This is a genomic window from Paraburkholderia bannensis (genome assembly GCF_014200455.1).
Lineage (GTDB): Bacteria > Pseudomonadota > Gammaproteobacteria > Burkholderiales > Burkholderiaceae > Paraburkholderia > Paraburkholderia bannensis_A.
Window position 1 is genome coordinate 233478 of the sequence record NZ_JACHBW010000008.1, and the last position, 23767, is coordinate 257244.

Sequence of the window (23767 nt, forward strand, 5' to 3'; positions counted from 1 at the left end):
AATTCAAACGGAGCTGCCGCCATGCCTGTCACCGTTCTCATCACCGGCGCCACCGGCTTCATCGGCCGCAACCTTGCGGCTGACTTGTCTCGCGACGGCTGCGCGATCATCGCGCTGTCGCGGCACGCCAAAGACGCACGCGCGGTGCTTGGCGCACATGTGCGAGTTATTGAAGACCTCCGGGAGGTGATGGAAGACGAACCTGTCGATGCCTGCGTGCACCTCGCCGGCGCGCGCGTAATCGGGCCGCCGTGGACGCCGGGACGACGACAGACGCTCATCAATAGCCGCACCCATATAACACACGCATTGATTGAGCTGATGCGCCGACTGACGCGGCCGCCTCGTGTATTCGTCAGCGCATCGGCTGTCGGCTGGTATGGCTGCCCGGACGAGCAAGGCAATGCGCCTTGCGACGAATCCTCGCCAGGCACGCCAGGCCAGTTTCAGTCCGATCTGTGTGCAGTGATCGAAAAGACCGCCATGCAAGCGGAAGGACTCGGCACGCGCGTGGCGCGCATGCGGTTCGGCGTCGTGCTGGGCAACGACGGTGGTGCATGGCCGATGCAGGCCGCGATGGCGCGTCTGGGCCTCGCAACCGTGCTCGGTTCCGGCCGCCAATATTTTCCGTGGGTTCACATCGCCGATGCGGTGGGTCTTATCCGGTTCGCCATCGAAAACGAACGGATCAGCGGTCCGGTCAACGTGGTTGCACCCGCCAGCAGCACGCAGGCGGAATTTGCGGAAAGTCTGGCACAGTCCTTCGGACAGCGTGTCCGGCTCCGGTTTCCAGAGGCACCTGCCCGTCTGTGTCTTGGGGAAATGGCCGACCTGCTTTTCAAGGGCCGCCTCGTCGAGCCGCGCGTCGCGTTGACCTCCGGATACGAGTTCGCATGGCCAGGCCTGCATCCCACGCTCGCCGATCTCGCGACACGACAGAATCACGGTACCCGCTACGTCTGAACGTCCGACGGCTCCGGCGGCCCCGAGACACCATCCCAGCGCATGGCCACCCACACCGCCGCCGGCATGAGTACGGCCCAACCGGCAGCTAACGCGCAAATTGCCGCCTCCGGGTGTGCGAAGCGCACAGCACCCAGCGCCGCGCCTGCGCGGAACGACATTGGCCCGCCCACGGCCCCCAGGGCGGCAGCAAGCCACCATCGCCCCCGCAACCAGGCAAACACCACGTTGAGCTGTATCGAGAAGAGCGCCCAGAGCGCGGCGATCCACAGCGGCGCATGCACCGTACCGATTGCATGGCCCGGGTATGCGAGCCAGCCTGTCTGCGCCACCAGACTGTCCCACGTCCACCCGACCGTCGTCACAAGTGCAACGATTCGAGCCTCGGCTAACGGCTTGGCCGCGCGTAGCAGGTGCCAGCTCAACAACACTGCCGCGCAGAGCAATGCGGGAACCGCGCTCCCGCGCGCGCCGCCATAGACCGCTACAAACCACGCCGCCTGGCACGTCACAAAATACTGTGTGGCGAGTCCTTTGCCCCGTCTACCTTTAAAGCGAACGCCCGACGAGATCGACATCGGCACAAGCTCCTGACTGGTAAATGGCAGCGCGCGCCCTGCATGGCCAGCCCATGCCCCGGAGCTATCCATCGCCCACGGTTTTGAGGTTCGGCAAGCGGCGCAATGCTGTTATTGACGCACGACAGCGAGGTGAATCCGACCACCTGCATTCACGCCGCGTTTGCCCTCGTCTGCGTGATGCTAATTTCGTTCAGGTGGTGAGTGTCCTTGTCATCGCCCATGATACCGGCCCGGCCAACGTTCGGCGCCTCGATTTTCTGCCATGCCATATTCCGGGCCACATCCACTGTCAAGCGCAAGCTGTTCGCCCGCGAATCCGAACGCGCCTGCGCAACGAAGGCGCAAACGACAGCGAGCGCAGCTACCGCGGCACTGCAATGCCAGCCTGGCGAGCCGCCGCCCCGCCCCCCCCAACGTGGGCCAGCCAGACTTTGCAAAATCGGACGTTGGCTGAGCGGCGCTGCATCCGACTCTTTGCCTCGTCCGTATGTGTGCCGTAACAGGTCATGCCAGGCGAAGCGGCGATTGACCTCCATGCACCAGTAGCCGTTCAGGCACAGCCCGATCAGCGCATCGCTATCGTCGTCGGCATTGCCGGGCTCGCAAGCGCAACGAGTCGCGCATCGCATCGACGTGATGCAGTTCGTCGTGAAAATTGGAGTTTGACATGCAATCAAAACTCGCCTGCATCGGCATCGCGTTGATAGTGGGTTTCCTCTGCCCGCCCGCGAGCGCGGGTTGCCGCGCAGATGTCCCGCAGGCTCATCTGATGGGCACGGGCCCATTTTGCTTTCTTGGCTTCTGCCTTTACGACGCCCAACTTTGGGCGGAAGACCCAACGCGCATTTTCGACGAACCCTTTGCGCTCCTTATCACTTACCGGAAAACGATAAAGGCACGCAAACTGGTCGATACGGGAATCGACGAAATGGAGCGTCTCGCCCCAACGCCGTTACCCAAGGCGACCCTCGACGATTGGCGCGGCGACATGACACGAGCCTTCAGGGACGTGGCCCCCGGCGACCAACTTTGTGGCGTCTTTCTGCCCGGCCGTGGTGCACGCTTTTATGCCAACGGATCCCTCACAGCAGAGGTGAACGACGCTGCCTTTGCTTTGGCATTTTTCCGCATCTGGCTCGACCCCAACACACGCGCTAGCGATCTGAGGCGCAACCTCCTCGGCATTACCCAGTGAAGTTTGAGGGAGCGCCGTCATTTCCCGCCCGCTACCTGCGGCTTTTGCGAGAAAAACATCCTGCATGAAGCTTCGCCTGCTCATTTGCGTGCTCGTCATACTTTTTACAACCAGCCTTGCCTGGATAGCCGCCCACCCGCTTGCATTGCTCAATGCCTTGGTGCCACGCGGCGGTTGCACACGATTCGTGAACCTGCCGTATGGACCCAACCTGCGGCAAAGAATCGATGTGTACATGCCGAAAGAAGGCAACGACGCAGCAATCCCACACCGAAAACGGCCAATGGTGGTGTTTTTCTACGGCGGTAGCTGGCAAAGCGGCAACCGCGAAGACTACCTGTTTGTTGGCGAGGCACTTGCTTCAAAGGGATTCGTGACAGCGATTCCCGACTATCGTGTCTATCCACAGGTTGTGTTTCCGGGTTTCATGCAGGATGCGGCTGCGGCCGTGCGCTGGGCGAAGCTGCACGCGACGATGTATGGCGCCGACCCTGATCGCATTTTTGTTGCTGGACACTCCGCCGGCGCCCAGATCGCACTTCTTCTCGCGACAGACCGTTCGTGGTTAGCTCAGGCCGGTCTACCCGCCAACGCGTTGGCAGGAGCGATCGGACTGGCCGGGCCCTACGATTTCCTTCCTCTACGCGATCAGACGCTGGAGCGCATTTTCCCGGATGCCATACGTTCTGCGAGTCAACCGATCCATTTCATAGAAGGGAACGAGCCACCAGTATTTCTCGGCGTCGGTTTGCGGGACAAAATGGTTGACCCGGCCAACACGGAGCGCATGGCAGTGCAGTTGCGCAAGCACGGTGATTTTGTGGAGGTGCGTCGCTATCCGGCACTCACGCATGAGATGACGGTCGGGAGCCTCGCAGCGCCGTTGCGGTTGATCGCGCCTTTTGTGCCGGTTGGCCCGGTACTGGAGGATGTTGCGTCATTCATCGACCAACGCTGATCCCCAAGCTCGACGATCGCTCTGCGAGGAGATCTCGCAGCAGTCGAATCGCGGATGCTCTTTGTGAATGCCTTCTGCGCTTCAGGCTCTCGTTGGCGGGACGTTGCGCCTCGCCCCATCGCATGCGTTTTATCCGTCAGCGCGAACGCCCGCCGGGGCGGCGGGCGCCCGGCAGGTCATCTTCGTCCCACGTCTGCAAATCACGCGTTCGTTTGTGTATCGTCGCGACCATGTCGCGAGCGCTTGTCCACGGCAAGAGCTTTGTTCTCCTGCCAGGCTTTTCGCAGATGTCTTTTAACCGAGAGAAAAGCCACACCGCCTTTACGCAGAACGCGCTGAAACTTCAATGCTATATCGCCGTCCCGTTGAGACATCGTCTTCTCCTTAAAAGCAGCAAGAAAAAGAACCTTGGTCCTCCGGTTCAATCAATATACGGACAAGGTTTGCCATAGCATCCGGCAAGAGCCGGCTTGAATTCCGCCTCCTGCCAAATTCGGAGTGAAATCTAGCAAAACAACTCCACAAGTCAATATGGAATGACTTATGTAGATTCACGCCGATATTTCAATTATAAATAAGAGCTGAAGTCAATATGTGATGCTCACTGTATCGGCGGAACCACCCCCAGCTTCTCTGCAAGCATGCGTTCGTACACTCCAAAATGCAGGTCGACCTCCTCCTGAGTAACGGTGTGGACAAAGATGTTGACCTGTTCCGGCAACAATCCCATCACCGTGGCAATAGCGCTCTCGATCTGAGGTCGGCAGAGCCGGTCTTCCGCCAGCGTCGTTCCGATGGTGATGTCGTAGGCCTGTTCATGTCGGAAGACGATTTCGACAACGCGCGCCCTCGCGCTCATGTTGTTGTCGACGGCAAGTCTCGTCAGTTCGGCGACCTGATGCAGTACTTCGGTCGGAAAACCTTTTGTGGAGCGCAGCTTGACGCGATGCCGGCCCAACGTTCTCCATTCTGTATCGAATTCCATAATCGTCTCCCAGTGAACAACGGTGCGCAAACCATATGGGCTCCGGGCGAATTTTCAAGACAAAGAATTTTTTTCACCGCTTCTTGAAAGCCGCTAGCACAAAGGGACCACGACGCGCCCGGATCGGGACGACGCCAGTCGGCGCCTCACGCTCTCACCTGCGGTAGACATTGTCCAAGATAGCCATACCGTCACGCTCTGGGCAGACCTCCCTGGCGTCTCGAAAGACAAGCTGGAGGCGAGGGTCCACGATGGCCGCCTGACAATCGAGGCTGAATCTGTGCTACCAGGCTCGTCAGCGCCTCTGCTGCCTCACGCCTAAGTTCGGATTCCTTATTTTTCACGTCAGTTCGACGTCAGCGAAGACTTCGACACTTCTCGACGCGATGAGGCGAGGCCACGACGCATCGAGATTCAAGTCGGCTGAGCCTGGCGACAAGCGGAAGCATTGACACATAGGCAGCATGAAGCCTCTCTGGCTTCCACCCATTTTTGAGCGCTCGAAGCCTGTCATTGCATTTCGACCGAGCACGGGTTTCTTAACGAGCGGCTTCACGCGAGCCCCGCCAACACATCGATGCTGGCTTTCGGGATCGAACGCGAATCCTGGCAGGTGAGGCGTATCGCTCCGCAATTTAAGCGCGCTCCGGTGACCTTGCTTGCCACTGCTGCTCACACGAACACCTACAAGTCAATAGATGCTTTTCCTTTCACGAGCAGCCTGCCCTTAGCGGCTAGCCCGAGTCCCTCGACGCGTGTGTCTCAACATTGCGGCTGAAAAAGTTACAAGATATGCATTGACGCTGGCAGCAACCAGCGGGTATTGTGCTTGTTGAAGTTCAAGAAGTTCGATTGCTGTTCATCAATTGCTCGCTCCTCAGCGGTATTCGTTGCCCTCTCCCTCCTTGAAGCTTCACAGCCCCTTTCATAGGGTAAATTTTCGTAGTGTTCGTCAAGGATTTTTCATGGATACCGGTACCGTCAAGTGGTTCAACGACAGCAAAGGCTTTGGCTTCATCACCCCGGACAACGGCGGCGAGGATCTGTTCGCGCATTTCTCCGAAATCACGGGCGACGGCTTCAAGACGCTGGCTGAAAATCAGAAGGTGAGCTTCGAAACGAAGCAAGGCCCGAAGGGGCTCCAGGCGGCTAACATCAAGCCGCTGTAAAGTTGAAGGACCCGGCTTCATGCGATGGACGCCGGGTTGCAGCAACATCCCAGCAGAGCTTTGCCTCCTCAATCTGGCACGATCGCCATTGGCTGCAGCCGTTTAATCAACAGCTTGCCCGGTTCCATGCGCGTCGTAGCACCTCAATCCCCTCCCACAGGCGTCAACGCCTGATTTGCTTTCCGACGGCTTCAGATTCGGCTCGCGATGGCTTTGAATCCGTGCGCCCGTGCACGTTTCACACGGAACGCGAGCACGCGAACATCATTAAAATTAAAATGCATAACGAACAAATTCAACATTACAACGGCTACGCCGTGCAAGCCTCGGCGCATCGTTTGCCCGACGGTAGTTTTTCATCCAATCTGTTGCTCGAACTTACCGATCGCGTGTGCGCCGAAGGCCGCTACCAGTTCTATTCGCTCGATTACTTCATGAGTGAAGAGCAGGCGCTGCAGCACTCGACACGCTGGGCACGCAACTGGGTCGACACGCGCGGTTAAAAACGCCCCCCCAAGTTTCGGGAAAACTATCCCGCTTGCGGATGCTTCCGAAACACTTTGGCATCCTGTCAATTGAGACAGAATGGTCCAGCGCGTTATCGCGCTTGCTGGGTAGGTTCGGAGAAAGACGGCACACCGCTGATTTCCTGGCATTTTCCTGGCATTGACGGCGATGTGACTGGCATCACGTGTACAATGAATCCACATTCCTTCGCACGTCCCCAACAAGAGGCGCGTTGGTTCGTCAATGGACGGAGCGCCCTATGTACCGGATGATCCCCTATCGGGGTTTCGAGATTCATGTTGAACTGACCTCCTCGGCAGAGGATCTGTACAACGTGAGTTTCCAGATAAAAGGTAGCGAGAACCTTGCCCTCATCGGCGAACGCGGTCGCAACATCCGTTTGCGCAACGGCCCTTTTACCCGCCGCTGGGCATACCTGATTGCAGAGGTGGCGGGTCAGGCAGCGATCGACGTCCTGCTTGGACCAGCCAACGACGATAGCGCTGCTGATTGAACTGCGACGCGGGTTCGCCCGGACTTCCCTGTCCCGGATTCTGGGCCGCAGGCTCATCACGTCGCTCCCCATCATGCCAGCGTTCGCTGTGCCTTGATTGCCGCGTCTTGCCCTGGCGAGACACCTCGGCTGGCGCCTCGCCTATTGATCCGCATTACTGAATAACTCTCCAGATGCGCGACCAGGCAAAAAGAAGAAGCCACTTTCCGACGCAAGGACCAGCGCAACAGCGGGACAAGGCATTGCGCCGCCGGTTTCGCAAAGGAAGCGGAGGCGAGAAAACATTCGCGTACGCATAGCGCAATGGGTGTAGGATGATTGGGTTGATTGTCCCACAGCCCTTCTCTGCGCCTTTTCAGTCGCGCTTTCCAACGGAATCGGGCCGCTCCCTCTCATCACAGGCCGACCAACGCGGCCAATCATGTGAAGACTGAACTCAGTCGTTCACTCCTTTTCCCGATTCGTCGCCTGTTAGCGCGGCAGCAAAGGTATTTTATGACAACCGGTTTCCGTCTCTACCGTGGACTGGAAGTTTATCCACTGGTCTATCCGCATCGTGCCACCGAGCCTGGAAGTGGGCATAACTATGACGAAGGGTTCGACGCTGCCGTACGGATCCTGAAGCCCGGAAGTTCAGGGGAAGCGCCCCGCAGCCGCGTATTCCGGCTTGCGATGACGAGACCGTTCCTGAGCGCCGGAGACGCGCGGCGCGCCTCGACTGCCTATGCCGAACACCTCATCGACACGTGCTCCCCGAACACGAGCATCCTCGACCTGAAGTTGTGATTCCCGCCTCGCCACACGCTGGAACCTTTCTGCGCGGGTGCGCGATGGGAAACACAAGCTACACCGGAGGTTTGAGATGGACAGAGATGATCTCCTGAACTGGATTCGACGTGACGGCTCCGGCCTTGTCGACCGGTTTCTGCCGTCGGGGGCTCGTGCAGAACTCGAAGGCGTCATCCTCGACGGTCGGCACGAAGTCGATGCGGATGCCTATCTGATGTTTGTGTCAATTCGCGCAATGCTGCGCAAGGATGGCATGGCTAACTGTGATTCGGATCAAGAGGCCGGCCAGATCATGGCGCTCTTGAACGCGTGACGCAATCCATCCCCACGACGCTGGCGCAACCAACATGGTCGCGCAGCAAAAGAACAAGGAAATAGAGTGCGCTTCAATTCGACGCGATTCATCATCGACCCGACGCCACGCAAGGCTGACGGCGAATACATGGCTCACGCCCGCATCACCACCAGCCGTGCGGACGGGAGCGAGTACGACATTCATTCGAGCGGCGACCTTGCAGGCTTCGACATGCGCGAAGACGCCATTGCCCATGCAAGAGAATGGGCGCACGAGTGGCTGGACGTGTGCTTTGGGTGAAGACAAACGCAGCGAACCGCGTCGCGGCGACCCGAACGATTCGCAGCGCCAACTCGCAACCAGGAGGAAAATTGACGACTGTAACCCCCAAGCTGAATGAACCCATGGAAGTCGCGTTGCGCCGCTTCCGACGTTCGATCGAGAGCACCGGTTTGATAAAGGAACTGCGTGCCCGAATGGCTTATGAAACACCGACCGCGAAACGAAAGCGAAAGAAGGCAGCCGCTGTGGCCCGACTCCGCAAACAGATCAAACGGTCATTGCCGCCGCGCAAGCTGTACTGAGCCGAAATTACGCTGGCAGCCAACAGACGGCGGCTACGCCCGAAAAGCCGTAGTGGCGCGCTGTGGCTTGAATGACCGCCACGGACCGACCCGGCAAATTCGCAGTCGACCGATCCAATTGATGCGTCGTGCGAAGGGATTTCCCACTTCGTCCACCGACACTCACTCTTCAATGCTCGTGCGCTTGAGCACGACGCGAGTTCTTTGCGTCATCCGTTCCCTGGCGCGAAAGAACACCAGACGAATTCGCCAGCTCTTTGGATGCTGAAAACGCGCGGCAATGCCTGTGAGGACGTTCGCTGCCGAAAGAGGCTTCCCGCCGCCTCCCGTCCTGCAGCTAAACGCACGATTCATGCAGCGGTTCGACATCGTAGGCGGTGCTCCTCAGCGCAGTGCCGCCGCCACGGCCTCGTCAATCTGCCGCGCAAAGCGCGCTTCAACATCGGGCACCTCGAAACCAATCGACAGTTCCAGATACGCGTCGCCCAGCACCAGGTTCACGAATGTCGCCGCCCGCAATGCAGCCGTCGCCCCGTCAAATCTCTTTCGCAGAATATCTGCGGCAACGGCGCGCACGACCTTTGCACCGTTTTCGTAAAACACCAGGCCAAGTTCCGGCAGACGCTCCGCCTCAGCAACGATGGCCCGATAGAGCCGCAGAAAATCCGGTGCGATAAGACTCTGTGCCAGAACCCATCCCAGCTCGCGCAATTCGCCTTCGGGTGAGCCATCCGATTGCATGCCCTGAGCACTGGCAAGAAGTTCGCCTACCTGAGCGCACATCGACCTCACCAGACCGTCGAAGAGTGCTTCCTTCGATTTGAAGTGGCGGTAGACCGTCTGTTTGCCGACTCCGGCGGCCGCCGCGACATCGTCCATCGTTCCCTGGCCAAAGCCGTGGTTTAAAAAAACGGCTTTCGCGCCGTCGAGGATGGCGGTTCGCTTGCGGCGCTGGAGCGGACTCAGGCAGGAAAGAGAGGAAGCGTTCATGCGAAATAAATACCAGATCGCAGAGTCGTTGACAAGACTGATCAGTCTCGTCTACATTGCCACAAACGAGACCAATCAGTCTCGTTTGTGGCAATGTTCAACTTCGCGGGCAATCGTTCGGAGAGCGCTTTGGAACTGTTCATGACAGGCGGTACTGGCTACATCGGGCAGGCCGTCGCCCGCAAGGCGATCAGCCTCGGCCATCGGCTAACGGCGCTGGTGCGCCACGACAGGTCGTCGGCCGCAAGCGCGCTGGCGCGTCTCGGCGTGAAGCTGCATTGCGGCGACCTGCGCGAGCCGCAGTCTTTCGCTTCAGTGGCCGGTGCCGCGGATGGCGTGGTGCACGCGGCGTCGACCAATGATGCTTCTGCCGCTGCCGCCGATGAGGCCGCGGTGGTAGCGATGCTTTCTCATCTGCGCTCGGGCGCGGCGTTTGTCTATACGTCGGGCACGTGGGTCTACGGCAACACGGCCGGTGCGCCCGCGACTGAAGCATCGGCGCTGAATCCAACGCAACTCGTCGCCTGGCGGCCCGCGGTCGAGCGACTTGTGCAAGCGCTGGCGGCAAGCCGTGCGATTGCCGCGGTGATTCTCAGGCCCGCGATGGTGCACGGCTACGGCGGCGGCGTCTTCGGCATGCTTGCCGGCATGGTCCGTGAGACTGGCAGCGTGCGGCTCGTCGGCGACGGTCGCAATCACTGGCCTGCCGTTCACGTCGATGATCTCGCCACGGCCTATCTGAACGCGGTCGAGCAGGCGGCTGCCGGTAACGGCGCAGTCGTGGGACAGATCTTCAACGTGGTCACGGAAGAAGCCGTTGCCGTGGCCGAAATAGGTGAAGCGATCCGGGCCTCGGTCCACGCCGATCAGGTCGAACTCTGGCCGCTCGACGATGCCTGTCAATCGCTTGGACCGTTCGCCGACGCGCTGGCGCTCGATCAGTCAGTCAGCGGTCAGCTTGCCCGGCGAGCCCTTGCGTGGGAACCGCGTGGTCCGGGGCTGATTGCAGACCTCTCTGAACCGAACCACTTTCAGCCAATCAACGGAGCATGACGATGGTGTGGAATAACGCCTCTCTCGAATCTTCCCTCGTGATGGTCCTCGCGGTTTTGTTCGCCGTGGCTGGCGTGGTCAATCTCGCAAGACTCCGCGCGGTCAAGCGCGACTTCGCTCGCTGGGGTTATCCAGCGTGGTTCCCGCTGCTGTGTGGCGCGCTTGAGGTGCTCAGCGCGGTACTGCTTGCTCGACAACAAACCAGAGTCTTTGGCCTGGCGTTGGCCAGTGCGATCATGATCGGCGCGCTCTTCACATTGTTGCGCCATCGAGAGCCCTTGCAGCATCTCGCTCCGGCGCTGGTGTTTTCCGCTCTGATTGCAGTGACTCTGGCTGTGCGCGGTTGAGACTTCGCCGCTCGGCAGACGCTCGTGTTACGCGCCTGATCAGAACGGCAAGAACGGCAAGATGCTGCTGCCGCGCGAGACGAATTACCATCCGTGCTTCATGCAGAATCTCCCCCGCGCGAGCGAGCCTTCTGCTATTTCCCGGCTCGTTTGGGTTTGCTCGCGGCGCGGGCGCAGGTGAATTCACGCCCAATCACTTAGCGCCGCTCGCCCCCTGCGCGGCGGCGGCCTTGTCTTTTTTCTTCGCTTCATGATGGCCGATGGCGCAGCCGCCTGCAGCGCCTGCCACCGCGTGATGGCCGGCCACATGCCCCACCACGCCGCCCGCCACCGCGCCCTTCATGCAGCCCTCCGCCAACGCCGGTTGAGCCACGCCAGTCAGACACGCTGCAACAGCAAAAGCACCCAATATCGTCCGCATTCCGGTCTCCTTGAATATGATTAATGGCTGCAATTCAACGCAGGACAGTTCGCAAAGCGCGTACCCGACGCCCTGTATCGAGCCTTGCCGAAAGCCACTTTCTGCACTAATACTCTGCGTCAGACCCGGCAACGGAGAGCGTCATGTCCCTGCGGAGCATCAAACACGTCGTCGTCGTGATGTTCGAGAACCGCTCGTTCGATACCATGTTAGGCGGCCTCTATCCCGCCAGCGCGAACGGCGCCGGTCCCGCGAACTTTCTGCCCGCGTCGACTACGGGGCAAGCGTTCGATGGACTCACGCCGGGCCTGAGCAACCCGTCGAAATCCGGCGCGACGATCCCCGCGAGCATGCCGGCCTCCACGGCTACGCTCCCCGATCCCGACCCGGAAGAAACGTTCGCGAACGTGCGCATTCAGTTGCTCGGTAACGCGCCGGGCGCAACGCCCATGTCCGGGTTCGTGCTCAACTACGAAATGACGGCGACGACCGACGCAAGCCAGGTCATGCAATGCCACAGCCCCGACCAGTTAAGCGTGCTTTCCACGCTCGCGCGCGAATACGCCGTATCCGACGCGTGGTTTGCTTCCGTGCCCAGCCAGACCTGGCCGAACCGCGCCTTCGTGCATGCCGGCACCTCGAATGGTCACGTCGACAACGGCTCGCCGCCCGATCCTTTCGACTGGCAGGTACCCACCATCTTCAACGTGCTGAGCGAGGTAGGCGCGAGCTGGGCCGTGTACAGCGACGCACTGATTGCGCCTTCGCTCACGCTCACGATGTTCCCAACGTTATGGAATGCGAAATACAGGCCGAACTTCCAGCGCTTCGGCGCATTTGTTTCGGCATGCCAGAACAACACCTTGCCGCAGTATTCGTTTATCGAGCCGCGTTTTCTGCTCGATCCCAACGATCAACATCCGCCGCACGATGTCTATGCGGGCGAGCGTTTTCTCTTCGATATCTGGCAAGCGCTGAGCACGTCGCCCGCGTGGCCCGAGACGCTGCTCGTCATCACCTATGACGAACACGGCGGCACTTACGACCACGTTTTGCCGCCAGCCAATGCCGTCACGCCCGACGCCGTCAGCAACCCGGGCGACCAGAACTTCGCGTTCGACAGTTTCGGCGTGCGCGTGCCGGCAGTGGTTGTTTCGCCGTGGATCGCGGCGGGCACCGTATTCCGCTCGCCCATCGCAACGCCTTACGACCACACGTCGATACTCGCGACCTTGCGCGACTGGCTGGACATCGCACCCGCCGACATGCTCGCGAGCAAGCGCATCGCCGCCGCGCCCACGCTCGCTCAGTTGCTCACCCTCGCGATGCCGCGCACCGATCTGCCTGTCATCAGCGCGCCGCCCACTACCGGCTTTATCGCCACCAGTCTCGCCCGCCCGCTCAACGATCTGCAGAAGAGTCTCGTGAGCGGTACGGCACGACGCGCGGGACTCGACCCGGCGGCGACACTCAACTCGATGGCCACGCGCCAGCACGCGCTGGACTTCTTCCAGAACTTACCCGCCAGCAATATCCCGTAGCAATAAGCCACCTGGACAAGCAGGCGGTCCCGCGCGCGACAGGGCCCGCGGCCCGCAAAGCAGCCGCCCATCAGCAACACGATTGCAGCGCCACGCGCCCGATTGCGCTTGCGCTCGACGGGTCAGCCCTTGTAGTATTTGGCGCCCTTCGTCGCGCGCCTGAGAGTCGTTTCAGAACCAGATGCGCTGCTGGATTGGCCGATCAAATTGACCGTGAAACTGACGATGAAATTGTCGAGACACGACGGTCATTATTTTTCAGTAGAATGCTGCAATCGCAAACATTCGTAACGTTTCGAATTCGGCCTTCCGGACCAGAAGGCTAACGCGCCACATCAAGATCGCCATGCAATTCGCATAGACGCAATCGCGATGTGACACGGTCGAGGCAAACCACACGTTTGTCCTGCCGTAGCGGTTCGAAACGGAATCTCGATAGCGATGCTTCATCGCCTGGACCCAGGGGAAACGATCGACGCCGAGCCGGTCGCCTGCCGGCCCCGGTGCTGCATAAAAAAGAGCCGGCGTGAAAGCGTCGGCGCAACGTCGCACTCAACTCCTGGCTTTCTCGTCAGTACTTACCTGGCCGCAATACTGTGTATTCCAGAACGCAAATCGATCCGGTAGTGAGCTTCCGTAACTCCCAGGGCGAGCAGGTGCGGGGCACGATCATCAATCTGCAGCGCAAGTCGCTGGTGATGGAGGTCTATAACCCGTACTCGATTGTCCAGGTCAGCGAGGTGTTGAGCGAACTGACGGTCAAGATGGGCGTGGAACACGCCTATTCGGGCAAGGCCGTCGTCATCAGCATGGTGAATACCGGCCTGACCGCCATTGTGTCGGTGACCCTGATCGACGAATGGCTCGAACTGAGCGGCGAAGCGCTGGAAGCGCCCACGGTGGGCGAAGAAGCCCGCCGCTTCGTGAGCGAATGGGCCGAGCGTTTCCAGATCCGTCCGGACTATCAGATCGCGGTCAACCAGATTCGCGCCTTTCTGACCGACATGTCGCGCTGGGTCGAACAGGCCGACCTCGCCAACACCCTGCCGAAGGACGGCAAGAGTCTGCGCGAGGACTTCTTCCTCGAACTGGCCACGCCGCTGATGGAGCGCACCAAGGTCTTCTTCGACGACTTCGAAGGCGAAGCACGCCGGGTCGAAGAAGAGCTCGCGCCGGCGCACCGCGCGTTTGCCCAGGCGGCGCTTCATCCGCTGCTGCTGCGCTCGCCCTTCGTGTTCCGCACCTTCACCAAGCCGCTCGGTTATGCCGGCGACTACCAGATGGTCAACCAGATGCTCGACGACCCGCGCCAGGGCCCGAGCACGTATTTCCAGATCGTCAATGCGGCCTTCCTGCAAACGGCCGTGGCGCGCGCGCACCGCAATCGCATCGATCTGCTGGTGGACTACCTGACCCGCGTCGCCAACGACGCGCGCGCCGCGCGCCGGCCGTTCCGTGTCTTGAACGTGGGCTGCGGCCCCGCCCAGGAAATCCAGCGCTTCATGCACGAATACGACGAGCCGGAATGGCTGTCGTTCGAACTGCTCGACTTCAGCCAGGAGACGCTGGACTGGACGCGTGCGCGCCTTGGCGCCATCGCTCAGGAAACGTCCAAGCGCATGGCCATCAGCTACACGCACGACTCGGTTCACCATCTGCTCAAGCGCCGCATGGACGAGAATTCGCCCGACGCGCGCGAGTTCGACGCAGTCTATTGCGCGGGCCTGTTCGACTACCTGTCCGACAAGGTCTGCGCGCGCCTGAACCAGTATTTCGCCAGCCGCACCCGTCGCGGCGGTCGTCTGCTGGTCACCAACGTTCACGCCGATAACCCCGAGCGCTTCAGCATGGAACACGTGCTGGAGTGGTATCTGATCTATCGCAACGAGGCGCAGATGGAGTCGATCATGCCGGAAAACTGTGGCGCGCCGCGTCTCTACACGGACGTAACCGGGGTGAACGTGTTCGCCGAAGTAACGATCGGCCAGCAACAAGTGGGCTGACATGACAACATCGCTGGTTGGGCTGCAGTCGACCTATCGCGAAGAGCTGCGCGACTACCGGCTGCTGTGCAGCAAGGCAGGCGGGCTCACCGTGATCGTGCTGGTGCTGATGGGCGCGGCGATGGATTACGTCGTCTATCCGGCCGAGCAAAAGGGCTTCGCCCTGCTTCGTGGGCTGACCAGCATCGCCATCGCACTGGCCCTGCTCTCGCTCTATACGGAAACCGGCAAGCGTCATGTGCAGGTCATCACCTTTTTGTGGCTGCTGCTGCCGCAGGCCATGATTTCGTGGATGATTTACGCCACCCAGGGTGAGCAGTCGTTGTTCTATGCCGGGCTCACGCTGACCATCTTCGCGGTGGGGATTCTGTTCGCCTCCGGCTACTGGCAGACGCTGGCGTTCGGCGTCGTCACGGTGGCGTTCTACTACCTTGCCTGCACGGCCCACCCTGGCGGCATCAGCGATCCGGCCAAATTCCAGTTCCAGCTCATCCTGATCTTCTTCTGCGCGCTGGCAAGCTCCGTCTATACCTTCTTCAACGAGAAGGGCCGCTTCCAGCTTTTCCGGCTCAAGGACGAGATTGCGCACAAGAACGAACAGCTCGCGCGCTCCAATGAAAGCCTCGCGCAGATCAAGGGGCAATTGTTGCAACAGGAAAAGATGGCGGCAATCGGCACGCTGTCCGCGGGCCTGCTCCACGAAGTCAACAACCCCGTGAACTTCTGCCTGATGGCGATCGAAATCGCCATGGAGGAGCCGCTGGTCAAGGACAGCGCGTCGCTACAGGAGTGCCTGACCGATGCCAAACAGGGCATGCAGCGCATCCAGCACATCGTCTCCGACCTGAAGACCTTCGCCTATCGCAAGCCCGGCGCGACCAGCGAGGACGTGCCGTTCCTGTTCGAGAAGGCGCTCGATTCGTCGATCCGGCTGGACGCGCACGAACTGCGCGGCGTGAAGCTCACCCGCGAGCTGCCCGTCGATACGCTGGTGCTGGGCGACGAAGCCGCCATCGTCGGCGTGCTCATCAATCTGTTCTCGAATGCCGCGCTGGCGATGCAAAAGGCCGGCACCGCTTCACCGCAGGTCCATGTCAAGGCGCACTGGCAGGACGGCCGTCTGCACGTCAATGTGCGCGACAACGGCCCGGGGATCGCCCCGGAAAATCTCGCGCGGGTGTTCGAACCGTTCTTTACGACGCGCGAAGTCGGCCAGGGCCTGGGCCTTGGTCTGTCCATCAGCTATGCGGTGGTGGAGCAGCACGGCGGCACACTCTTTGCAGAAAGCCAGTTGGGCGAGTGGACCGCATTCAACTTCGATCTGCCGCGTGCCGAGTGAGGTCGAGATGAGCGAGAACCCGCAGGCGCATTACACCGTCGTGTATGTCGACGACGAAGAGTTAGCCCGCAAGTATTTTGCGCGCTCGGCTGGAAGCGAGTACGAAGTGCTGCTCGCCGCCAGCGCGGACGAAGCCATCTCGATCCTGCGCAGCGAAGGCGCGCGGGTCGCGATCCTGCTGACCGACTTTCGCATGCCCGGCCGGCATGGCGGAGATCTGTTGCGGCAGGTCGCGCAGGAGTATGCGCATATCGTGCGCATCCTGGTGACCGCCTACGCGGACAAGGACGCGTTGCAGGAAGCGGGCAATTCCGGCGAGGTGTTCCGGATCCTCGAAAAACCGCTAGGTGTGAGCAAGGTGCGCGAGGTGCTGGCAGCGGCGGCAACGGCCTCGGGGTTGCGCCCGAACTGATGCAAGGCCTGCCAATTAAGCCAATTGAGCCGATAGCGCCGATAGCCGCGAAGATTGCACCGATTGCACCAACCCCACACGCTCCGCCGCCGACACGACCGCGACGCAGACATTCCCAAAAATTCAAGGATCGAAAGTACAGGAGTTACCAATGAGCAATGCAATTGCCAACCAGACACCGCCCCCGGCGATTTTGTTCGTTGATGACGAAGCCACCGCGGTCAAATATTTCGAACGCGCCATTGGCGCGATCGCACCGGTCATTACGGGCGCGTCCGTCGAGGACGGCAAGGCGCTGCTGGACGCCCACGCCGGCAGTCTGGCCGTGCTGGTGTCCGACCAGCGCATGCCCGGCGAATACGGCAACGAGCTTCTGCGCTATGCACGCGAGCGCTATCCGCACATCGTCCGCATATTGACGACGGCTTATTCCGAGCTTGACCAGACGGTCGAGGCCGTCAATCAAGGCCAGATCCATCGCTACATCAAGAAGCCATGGGACATCGCCGCGCTGCGCATGGAGATGAAGCAGGCGCTGGAGCTCTCGGGGCTGCGCAAGGAACGCGACCAACTGGTGCGCGAAAAACTGGGCGTGCTGCAGACGCAGACGGTTGCCACCCGCATCGGCATCGTGCATACGCTGTGCGCGAGTCTGATCGGTCCGGGCCGCTTCCAGCCGGTGGAAACCTGGCTGGCCGGCGCGCAACTGGCGGGCACCCGCAACGTCGAGCCGGACTGGCATCGCATGGACTACGCCGATCTGGTGCGCGCCGAAAGCGAATGCAGCGGCAGCTTCGGCCACGCGGTCGGCACGCGTCTGGCGGCCTTGCGTACGAACAATGCAGGGCGCGGCGCGGCCGATGCCTTGCAGGTATTCACGGAAGTGCTGGGCGCCAACGTGCGCGGCGGCGGCGATGCGCTGATCTGGACCACGCCCGCCACGCTGAGCGAGTTCCTCGCGCGGCCCGTGGGTCAGGCGGTTTCGGCGGAACATGCGGCCTGGCTGGCCGGTCTGCTGTGGCTCGAAGAAGCCGGCGGCGCGCTGCAGTTCGTGCGAGAAGGCGACGCCATCGTCTGCCGCGCCGGCGCTCGCGCAGACAGTTTCGCGGCCGATCGCCTCGCGCTCTGGATCGAGCGCTTCTCGGAGCCGGCGATCGGCTGAGCAGCTTTCGAGCGATAACCATTTCAAACGCCCTGCCGGGTTCGCCCGCAGGGCGTTTTGTTTTGGTGAACGGAATAACGCTGCGCAAATGTCTGATCGATCCCGACGCGGCCCTCGCCCCGCCCTCGCCGCTTCAGTTCCCCGCTGCCTCGCCGTTAACCAGTCAGGTAAGCACAGCCGCGCAACGCGCGCCCGCCCAAGACCACCCATCCCCAATATTCGAAATCTCGCCCCGTAAGGGTGCCTGGAGCTAACGTCGTGTTTGCCCGACTCTCTATTTCCGCTCGCCTGCGTATTGCAGTCGGCGTGCTGGCTGCGCTGATCGTGGCGGCAGGCCTCGCCGGCCTGGTCGGCATGTCGCATTCGAATGCGGCGCTCGGCTATGCCTATTCGAACCAGCTTGCCGCCGCCATCGATATCGGCAAATCGAATCTCAATCTGACCATCGCGCGCACCACGCTCGACCGCATCCTGCTGCACCCGGATTCGCCCGACGCGCCGCAACTGCTCGACAAGGCGCAGACCTACCTGGACACCTCGCACCAGGCGTGGGAAGACTATCGCGCCCTGCCGCACGATGCCGACGAGCAGGCGCTCGCCGATCAGGTCCAGACTGCGCTGGGCGCGATGCTCGAACAGGGCATTCAACCGCTCATGGCCGCCATCAGGCAAGGCGAGCGCACGGCGCAGGACGACATCGCGATGAAGCGTATTCCGCCCTTGTCGGTCGCGCTCACGAAGGCGTCGAGCGCGCTGGAACAATGGCAGAAGGCGCACGGCCAGCAGACCTTCGACGGCGCCACGGACTTCTACGCCGCACTGCGCGCGGGCAGTATCGCGCTGATCGCGCTGGGGCTGGGCGTCGCGCTGGTCTGCGCGATCGGGCTGCATCGCGCCATCGCCGCACCGCTTGCGAACGTGCTGGGCGCCTTGCAGCGCATCGCCGCCGGCGATCTGAGCGCGCGCCTCGACGTACGATCGCAGGACGAAATGGGCCGCCTCGTGGCCGGTTTGCAGACCATGCAGGAGGAGCTTGCGCGCACGGTGCGCAAGGTCTCGCATAGCTCGGAATCGATCGCTTCCGCGACGCGCCAGATCGCGGCCGGAAACGACGATCTTTCGCAGCGCACCGAAGAACAGGCCGCTTCGATCCAGCAGACCGCGGCCAGCATGGAGCAACTGACCGCGACCGTGAAGCAGAACACCGAGCACGCACGCACCGCGCAATCGCTCGCGGGCAGCGCGCAGGAAGTGGTCGAGCGCGGTGCGCGGGTGGTGGGCGATGCGGTGCAGACGATGGACCGCATCGACCGCAGCTCGCAGAAGATCGCGGAAATCACCGGCATTATCGAAGGCATCGCGTTCCAGACCAATATCCTCGCGCTCAATGCGGCGGTCGAGGCTGCGCGTGCGGGCGAGGAAGGCCGCGGTTTCGCAGTGGTCGCGGGCGAGGTGCGCTCGCTTGCGCAGCGCTCCGCAGCGGCGGCTAAGGACATCAAGACCTTGATTGGCGAGTCGGTCGAACATGTCGCCTCGGGTGCGCAATATGTGCGCTCAGCAGGCACGACGATGAATGAGATCGGCGAATCGATTGGCCGTGTGAGCACGATCATGACCGAAATCGCACATGCTTCCGAGGAACAGCGCGACGGCATCGAACAGGTCAATCTCGCGGTTTCGCAGATGGATCAGGTATCGCAGCAGAACGCTGCGCTGGTGGAAGAAGCCGCGGCTGCCGCCATGTCCTTGACCGAGCAGACCGATGCGCTGCGCGAGGCCGTCAGCGTGTTCAAGGTTGCTTGAGGCAAGGTTCAAGGCGCTCGCACCGTTGAGCGCCGCAGCCACGTTATCCAGCGCGGCGCGGCAGGAGCAAGCCAACGCCGATGCGCTCGATGAGCAGACCTTGCAGAAGAACCGGGTTTTCAGGACGGTCGCTGGTGGCACGCGAACCCATTCACCCCTTGCGCAAAGTCTGTGAAGGCAATTCCCCAAACAGGTCCCGATACTCGCGTGCAAAATAACTCGGATGCGTAAATCCCCATTGCGCGGCGGCGTCGCCCACCATCAATTCATCCTGCCCGGTCGAGCGCAATAAGCGGCGCACGCCGTTCAAACGCACCGAGCGCAGATATTCGATCGGCGAGACATTGGCGACACGCTGAAAGCTGGTCTGCAACGTGCGACGGCTGCAGCGCAGCGCGACGCACAGATCGAGCACCGTCTGCGGTTCATCGGCGCGCTGTTGCAGAATGCGCTCACTACGCGAAACGATTTCAGCGTACGTCGCGTGCGTGACGTCACGCTTTTGCGCGTACTCGGGATTAAAAAGCTCCAGCAGCATGCCGAGAATTTCGTCGCGAAAGCGTTTGCTCGCGACGGGGTTATTGAACGCCTCGGGCTGCTGACGGAACGCATCGAGAAAGCGCGACAACGCCAAGCCCGCGCGTTCACCCTCTTCCGCCGCCACGGGAAGCAGATTGCGATCGAGCAGCGTTGCCGCCCGATCGCCCAGCACGCAGGCCGCGAGCGCACGCATTTCGTCGGCGGGAATACTAACGCCGAGGTAATACATCGTTTCAGGCGTATAAAAGCGAAAGTCCTCGCCAGGACCGAGCAACCACAGCGCGTAGCCATCCAGCCGGCAGCCCTGAAACGTGCCTGAAACGGGCCGCTGCAACGGCAAGGCAATCGACGCAAAACCGCGTGGCGCAATGCCCGATTGCGCCACGCTGCGATTGGTCGATTCGCGAAAGAACAGGAAATCGCTCGCCTGTGCCTGCATGACGACGCTTTCGAAGCGGCCCGGCGTGAGCTGGCTATAAACCTGCTCCCAGCCGTTCACGGCCAGCGAGTGATCATGCACATCGGACAACGCCCGAACTCCAAACTCCATCCCTGCTCTCCCGCGCTACACCTTGCCTGTTGCCGCGATGACTTCAGGCGAAGGCGAGGTAATGCTTCACGAAGCCATCGGACAGCACTTCCCACACCGTCGAGGTGCCCTTGGTCACGAACCACGAATCGCCCGCCTTGAAGGTGCGCGTTTCGCCGCTCGACTCGTCGGTCAGGCGCACTTCGCCTTGCACCACGGTTGCCTGTTCCGAGAACGGATAGACCAGGCGGAATTTGCCCTGATGGGTGCCGAAATAAGCTGCCGATACGGCATCGGTCGGCGCGCCGTGCGTCATCTTGCCGAAGGCGCCAAGCTCGCCGCCTTCAAGAATTTGCGCGCCAAGGTCGCTGAGTTTGCCCCATGCGTCGAGGTCGGAAAGCTGGATGCCTTGCTGGATTGCGGTAAGACTCACGTTTTGATACTCCGTGTCAATGAATGGAAAAGCTGGCGATCAGCGACGGCCGTGCCAGTAGCCCGAGGTCTGGTGCATGACCTTGCCGAGCGTGACAAGCAAGGCGCGATACTGATCCTTGCCGCGAATGCTGGCGCGCGGAATCGAACTGACGAGACGATAACGATCCGAACCGCCCAGAATGCCTTCGGAGAGAATCTTGCAAATGATCTGGCTGGGCGTGACGCCAAAACCCGAATAACCCTGCACGAAATACGCGTTCGGCCGGTCGGGCAAAGTGCCGATCTGCGGAAACAGATTGAGCGTCGAAGCCATTGGGCCGCCCCACGCGAGATCGATTTTCACGTCCTGCAGATACGGGAAAACTTCGAGCATCAGCTTGCGGTTCCATGCCTTGAGATCGGCCGGAATATGCTCGACGAGCGACGTGGACGAACCGAACAGCAAGCGGTTTTCATTCGTCACGCGGTAATAATTGATGACCGGACGAATATCGCTGTACGCGCCGTGAATCGGGCTGATGCGCTTGATGAGTTCGTCGCTCAGCGGTTCGGTCATCGAGTTGTACGCATACACATTGATGGTGCTTTTGTGCAATTCCGGCTCGATGCCGTTATTGAAACCATCGCAGGCCCACACGATCTTCTTCGCACGCACGCTGCCCTTGGCGGTACGCACATGCACCGTATCGCCGTATTCGATCTGCAGCGCCGGGCTGTATTCGAAGATGCGCACACCGTAGATTTCCGAAACAGCCTTGGCCTCGCCCAGCAGCAGATTCAGCGAATGTACGTGACCGCCGCCCATATGGAGCAGGCCGGCGTGATACACGTCGGAACCGATCAATTGCTTGACGTCCGCGCCTTCGACATAACGAATCTCGTGCGGGCTGCCCAGCGATTTGAAATCCTTTTCCCAGCTGCGCAGCGTTTTGGCCTGGCGCGCGTTATAGGCCAGATAACCGTAGCCGCTGCAAAAATCGGCATCGATGTTGTAACGCGCGATACGCTCGCGCATGATCTGCGGACCCAGATCGCTGAGCGCGAAAATCGTGCGCAGACCATCTTCGCCCACGTCGGCCTTGATGGCGTCGAGATCGTGGCCAATGCCGGCCATCACCTGGCCGCCATTGCGGCCCGTGCCGCCAAAGCCCAGATAGCGCGCCTCCAGCACGACCGTATCCGTCACGCCATGTTCGGCGAGTTCCAGCGCGGTGTGAATGCCAGAAAAGCCTCCGCCGATAATGACCACTTCGGCCTGAATATCGTTTTCGAGCGACGGAAAGCTCAATTCGTATTTCTTCGTCGCCGTGTAGTACGTCGCGGTTTCATCTGTGTGCATCGTAATTCCTGCTGGCGCATTGCACCGTCAAAGCGTGAGGCGTTAATCGAGCGGAGCCGCAGTGCGCGCTCCCGTGCAACTGCACGGCGGCCTTCAGGCCACCGCGAAGTAATGTTTGACGAAGCGCGCGGTGTGAATCTCCCACGTCACCGGCGTACCTTTTTGCACGAACCAGCTATCGCCCGGGCGATAGCGCACGGCCTCGCCGGTCAGCGCGTTGCGCAATGTGACTTCGCCGGCCACTACCGTCGCCTGCTCCGTGAACGGATAGACCATCTCGAAACGGCCCTGCGTGCAACCGAACCAGCCGGCGCTCACCGGCGAGGTCGGCGAGCCGTGCGTAAGCAGGCCAGACACCGCGAGCTCGCCTTCCAGAATCGTCGCGCCGAGCTCTGCGACCGTGCCCAGTTCTTCCATTTGCGGCACGATTTCGTCTGGTTTGATGCTGTACATCGACTTGCTCTCCGATCAGGTTTTGAACGACTTTAAGTGCCCAAAAACGGCGAGCGTCAGCACAGATTGGCAAGGTGTCGGGACCCCAGGGAAAACACGGCGGACGGCCCGATCAAGCCATTTCGAGCCATTTCGAGCCATATCTAACCGGCGACCGGTTCGGCCAGCACCTGGCGCGCCACTTTCACGCGTTCGGAGATGCGTTTCGCGAGCTTGTCGGTATCGTCGGCGAGCCGTTTCATTTCCGACGCGACCACGGTGAAACCGCGCCCCGCATCGCCCGCGCGCGCCGCTTCGACGCGCGCGTTGAAGGACAGAATCGACAGGGTGCGAATGGTGCGCAGAATTTCGTCGACGTCCGCAAGGATTGGATTGGTGGCCGCCGTCATCGCCGTGAGACGATGCTGCGCCGCCAGTTGCGCGGCGCGCTCGCCCTGCACTTCAATCACCAGCCCTTCCAGAAACCGCAGCTCGCCGGTCTCCGAATACACGCCGCCGCCCACTTCGCGCACCCAGATCGGCGCGCCGCGTGCAGGCCGGATGCGGTAGTCGATTGTCCACGACTCCCGCTTCGCCAGCGCCTTGCGCACCACGTCGAGCACGTAGACTTCGTCCTCCGGTTCGGTCAAGGAAGGCAAGGTGCGCACGGCGTTATGAATGAAATCGGTCGCCGGATAACCGGTCAGCGCGGCAATGGACGGCGTCGCATAGACGACCGTATAGGTCGCGTCATTGAGCTGCCGATAGAGAAACCCGTTCATCCTGCCCGTGATGCTGTGCATGATGCCGAGCTCCTGGTTCCGCGCTTCGCCGTCCCCAACCTCTGCCCGAGGTATCGATGTCATTGCGTGCATGCTGTC

The 23767-nt window shown here is 61.1% G+C and carries 29 protein-coding genes and 1 pseudogene; 19 read left to right on the forward strand and 11 right to left on the reverse strand.

Annotated elements, in window-relative coordinates; genetic code table 11:
* Positions 1-21: 21 nt before the first annotated feature.
* Positions 22-963 carry a TIGR01777 family oxidoreductase gene (locus F4827_RS15485; protein WP_183724815.1) on the forward strand — a complete coding sequence of 314 codons (942 nt, stop codon included), beginning with the start codon at positions 22-24 and terminating at the stop codon, positions 961-963.
* Here the strand turns inward: F4827_RS15485 and F4827_RS15490 are convergent.
* Positions 954-1613, reverse strand: coding sequence for a DUF2878 domain-containing protein (locus F4827_RS15490; RefSeq protein WP_311673538.1), 660 nt, complete (start codon positions 1611-1613; stop codon positions 954-956). The genes F4827_RS15485 and F4827_RS15490 overlap by 10 nt on opposite strands.
* A gap of 80 nt (positions 1614-1693) precedes the next feature.
* Positions 1694-2221: a hypothetical protein gene (locus F4827_RS15495; protein WP_221303695.1), complete on the reverse strand. Its 528-nt coding sequence runs from the start codon at positions 2219-2221 to the stop codon at positions 1694-1696.
* On the opposite strand from F4827_RS15495, the gene F4827_RS15500 reads away from it, so the two are divergent.
* Positions 2212-2739, forward strand: coding sequence for a chalcone isomerase family protein (locus F4827_RS15500; protein WP_183724818.1), 528 nt, complete (start codon positions 2212-2214; stop codon positions 2737-2739). The genes F4827_RS15495 and F4827_RS15500 overlap by 10 nt on opposite strands.
* 64 nt (positions 2740-2803) lie before the next feature.
* Positions 2804-3697: an alpha/beta hydrolase gene (locus F4827_RS15505; protein WP_183724819.1), complete on the forward strand. Its 894-nt coding sequence runs from the start codon at positions 2804-2806 to the stop codon at positions 3695-3697.
* Between the two features lie 200 nt (positions 3698-3897).
* On the opposite strand, the gene F4827_RS15510 is transcribed toward F4827_RS15505, so the two are convergent.
* Together F4827_RS15510 and F4827_RS15515 are read right to left on the reverse strand one after the other, a co-directional pair.
* Positions 3898-4071 (reverse strand): hypothetical protein, encoded by a 174-nt coding sequence (locus F4827_RS15510; protein WP_183724820.1) that lies wholly within the window; start codon positions 4069-4071, stop codon positions 3898-3900.
* Between the two features lie 227 nt (positions 4072-4298).
* Positions 4299-4682: a hypothetical protein gene (locus F4827_RS15515; RefSeq protein WP_183724821.1), complete on the reverse strand. Its 384-nt coding sequence runs from the start codon at positions 4680-4682 to the stop codon at positions 4299-4301.
* A 106-nt stretch (positions 4683-4788) separates the two neighbouring features.
* Here F4827_RS15515 and F4827_RS35315 point away from each other — a divergent pair.
* The 8 genes and pseudogenes from F4827_RS35315 to rpsU all read left to right on the forward strand — a co-directional run.
* Positions 4789-5109 (forward strand): annotated as a pseudogene (locus tag F4827_RS35315) (Hsp20/alpha crystallin family protein); the annotation flags it as partial.
* A gap of 538 nt (positions 5110-5647) precedes the next feature.
* Complete coding sequence (locus tag F4827_RS15520; RefSeq protein WP_183724822.1) at positions 5648-5851, forward strand: cold-shock protein; 204 nt, start codon at positions 5648-5650, stop codon at positions 5849-5851.
* Positions 5852-6129: 278 nt separating this feature from the next.
* On the forward strand, positions 6130-6354 hold the full coding sequence (locus F4827_RS15525) for a hypothetical protein (protein WP_183724924.1): 225 nt from the start codon (positions 6130-6132) through the stop codon (positions 6352-6354).
* Positions 6355-6617: 263 nt separating this feature from the next.
* Positions 6618-6872 (forward strand): hypothetical protein, encoded by a 255-nt coding sequence (locus tag F4827_RS15530; protein WP_183724823.1) that lies wholly within the window; start codon positions 6618-6620, stop codon positions 6870-6872.
* 495 nt (positions 6873-7367) lie between these two features.
* Positions 7368-7658 (forward strand): hypothetical protein, encoded by a 291-nt coding sequence (locus F4827_RS15535; protein WP_183724824.1) that lies wholly within the window; start codon positions 7368-7370, stop codon positions 7656-7658.
* A gap of 76 nt (positions 7659-7734) precedes the next feature.
* Entirely contained in the window at positions 7735-7974 is a 240-nt protein-coding gene (locus F4827_RS15540; RefSeq protein ID WP_183724825.1) for a hypothetical protein, read from the forward strand.
* A 66-nt stretch (positions 7975-8040) separates the two neighbouring features.
* Positions 8041-8256 (forward strand): hypothetical protein, encoded by a 216-nt coding sequence (locus F4827_RS15545; protein ID WP_183724826.1) that lies wholly within the window; start codon positions 8041-8043, stop codon positions 8254-8256.
* A gap of 104 nt (positions 8257-8360) precedes the next feature.
* The gene (gene rpsU / locus F4827_RS15550; RefSeq protein WP_409258799.1) at positions 8361-8540 is read left to right on the forward strand and encodes a 30S ribosomal protein S21; all 180 of its coding nucleotides are present in this window, start codon (positions 8361-8363) and stop codon (positions 8538-8540) included.
* Between the two features lie 384 nt (positions 8541-8924).
* Here the strand turns inward: rpsU and F4827_RS15555 are convergent, their stop codons facing one another.
* On the reverse strand, positions 8925-9530 hold the full coding sequence (locus F4827_RS15555; protein WP_183724828.1) for a TetR/AcrR family transcriptional regulator: 606 nt from the start codon (positions 9528-9530) through the stop codon (positions 8925-8927).
* 141 nt (positions 9531-9671) lie between these two features.
* Here F4827_RS15555 and F4827_RS15560 point away from each other — a divergent pair, with 141 nt between their 5' ends.
* Positions 9672-10583: an NAD-dependent epimerase/dehydratase family protein gene (locus F4827_RS15560; protein ID WP_260175232.1), complete on the forward strand. Its 912-nt coding sequence runs from the start codon at positions 9672-9674 to the stop codon at positions 10581-10583.
* On the forward strand, positions 10580-10930 hold the full coding sequence (locus tag F4827_RS15565) for a DoxX family protein (protein ID WP_183724830.1): 351 nt from the start codon (positions 10580-10582) through the stop codon (positions 10928-10930). The genes F4827_RS15560 and F4827_RS15565 overlap by 4 nt, the downstream gene beginning before the upstream one ends.
* A gap of 193 nt (positions 10931-11123) precedes the next feature.
* Here F4827_RS15565 and F4827_RS15570 read toward each other — a convergent pair whose 3' ends face one another.
* A complete protein-coding gene (locus tag F4827_RS15570; protein WP_183724831.1) occupies positions 11124-11351 on the reverse strand; it encodes a hypothetical protein in 228 nt (75 codons plus the stop codon).
* A 143-nt stretch (positions 11352-11494) separates the two neighbouring features.
* Here F4827_RS15570 and F4827_RS15575 point away from each other — a divergent pair, with 143 nt between their 5' ends.
* From F4827_RS15575 to F4827_RS15600, 6 genes are all read left to right on the forward strand, one after another.
* Positions 11495-12892, forward strand: coding sequence for an alkaline phosphatase family protein (locus F4827_RS15575; RefSeq protein WP_183724832.1), 1398 nt, complete (start codon positions 11495-11497; stop codon positions 12890-12892).
* 596 nt (positions 12893-13488) lie between these two features.
* The gene (locus F4827_RS15580) at positions 13489-14895 is read left to right on the forward strand and encodes a class I SAM-dependent methyltransferase (protein ID WP_183724833.1); all 1407 of its coding nucleotides are present in this window, start codon (positions 13489-13491) and stop codon (positions 14893-14895) included.
* Position 14896: 1 nt separating this feature from the next.
* Positions 14897-16234, forward strand: a complete 1338-nt coding sequence (locus F4827_RS15585; RefSeq protein ID WP_183724834.1) for a sensor histidine kinase — start codon at positions 14897-14899, stop codon at positions 16232-16234.
* Positions 16235-16241: 7 nt separating this feature from the next.
* A complete protein-coding gene (locus tag F4827_RS15590; RefSeq protein WP_183724835.1) occupies positions 16242-16646 on the forward strand; it encodes a response regulator in 405 nt (134 codons plus the stop codon).
* Positions 16647-16797: 151 nt separating this feature from the next.
* Positions 16798-17808: a response regulator gene (locus tag F4827_RS15595; protein WP_183724836.1), complete on the forward strand. Its 1011-nt coding sequence runs from the start codon at positions 16798-16800 to the stop codon at positions 17806-17808.
* Positions 17809-18066: 258 nt separating this feature from the next.
* The gene (locus F4827_RS15600; RefSeq protein WP_183724837.1) at positions 18067-19611 is read left to right on the forward strand and encodes a methyl-accepting chemotaxis protein; all 1545 of its coding nucleotides are present in this window, start codon (positions 18067-18069) and stop codon (positions 19609-19611) included.
* A 151-nt stretch (positions 19612-19762) separates the two neighbouring features.
* Here F4827_RS15600 and F4827_RS15605 read toward each other — a convergent pair whose 3' ends face one another.
* The 5 genes from F4827_RS15605 to F4827_RS15625 form a co-directional block, all read right to left on the reverse strand.
* Positions 19763-20701, reverse strand: coding sequence for a helix-turn-helix domain-containing protein (locus tag F4827_RS15605; RefSeq protein WP_183724838.1), 939 nt, complete (start codon positions 20699-20701; stop codon positions 19763-19765).
* Positions 20702-20744: 43 nt separating this feature from the next.
* Entirely contained in the window at positions 20745-21113 is a 369-nt protein-coding gene (locus F4827_RS15610) for a cupin domain-containing protein (protein ID WP_183724839.1), read from the reverse strand.
* Positions 21114-21152: 39 nt separating this feature from the next.
* Entirely contained in the window at positions 21153-22454 is a 1302-nt protein-coding gene (locus F4827_RS15615; RefSeq protein ID WP_183724840.1) for an FAD-binding oxidoreductase, read from the reverse strand.
* 93 nt (positions 22455-22547) lie between these two features.
* On the reverse strand, positions 22548-22907 hold the full coding sequence (locus tag F4827_RS15620) for a cupin domain-containing protein (RefSeq protein ID WP_183724841.1): 360 nt from the start codon (positions 22905-22907) through the stop codon (positions 22548-22550).
* Positions 22908-23050: 143 nt separating this feature from the next.
* Positions 23051-23689, reverse strand: a complete 639-nt coding sequence (locus F4827_RS15625; RefSeq protein ID WP_183724842.1) for a methyl-accepting chemotaxis protein — start codon at positions 23687-23689, stop codon at positions 23051-23053.
* Positions 23690-23767: the final 78 nt, after the last annotated feature.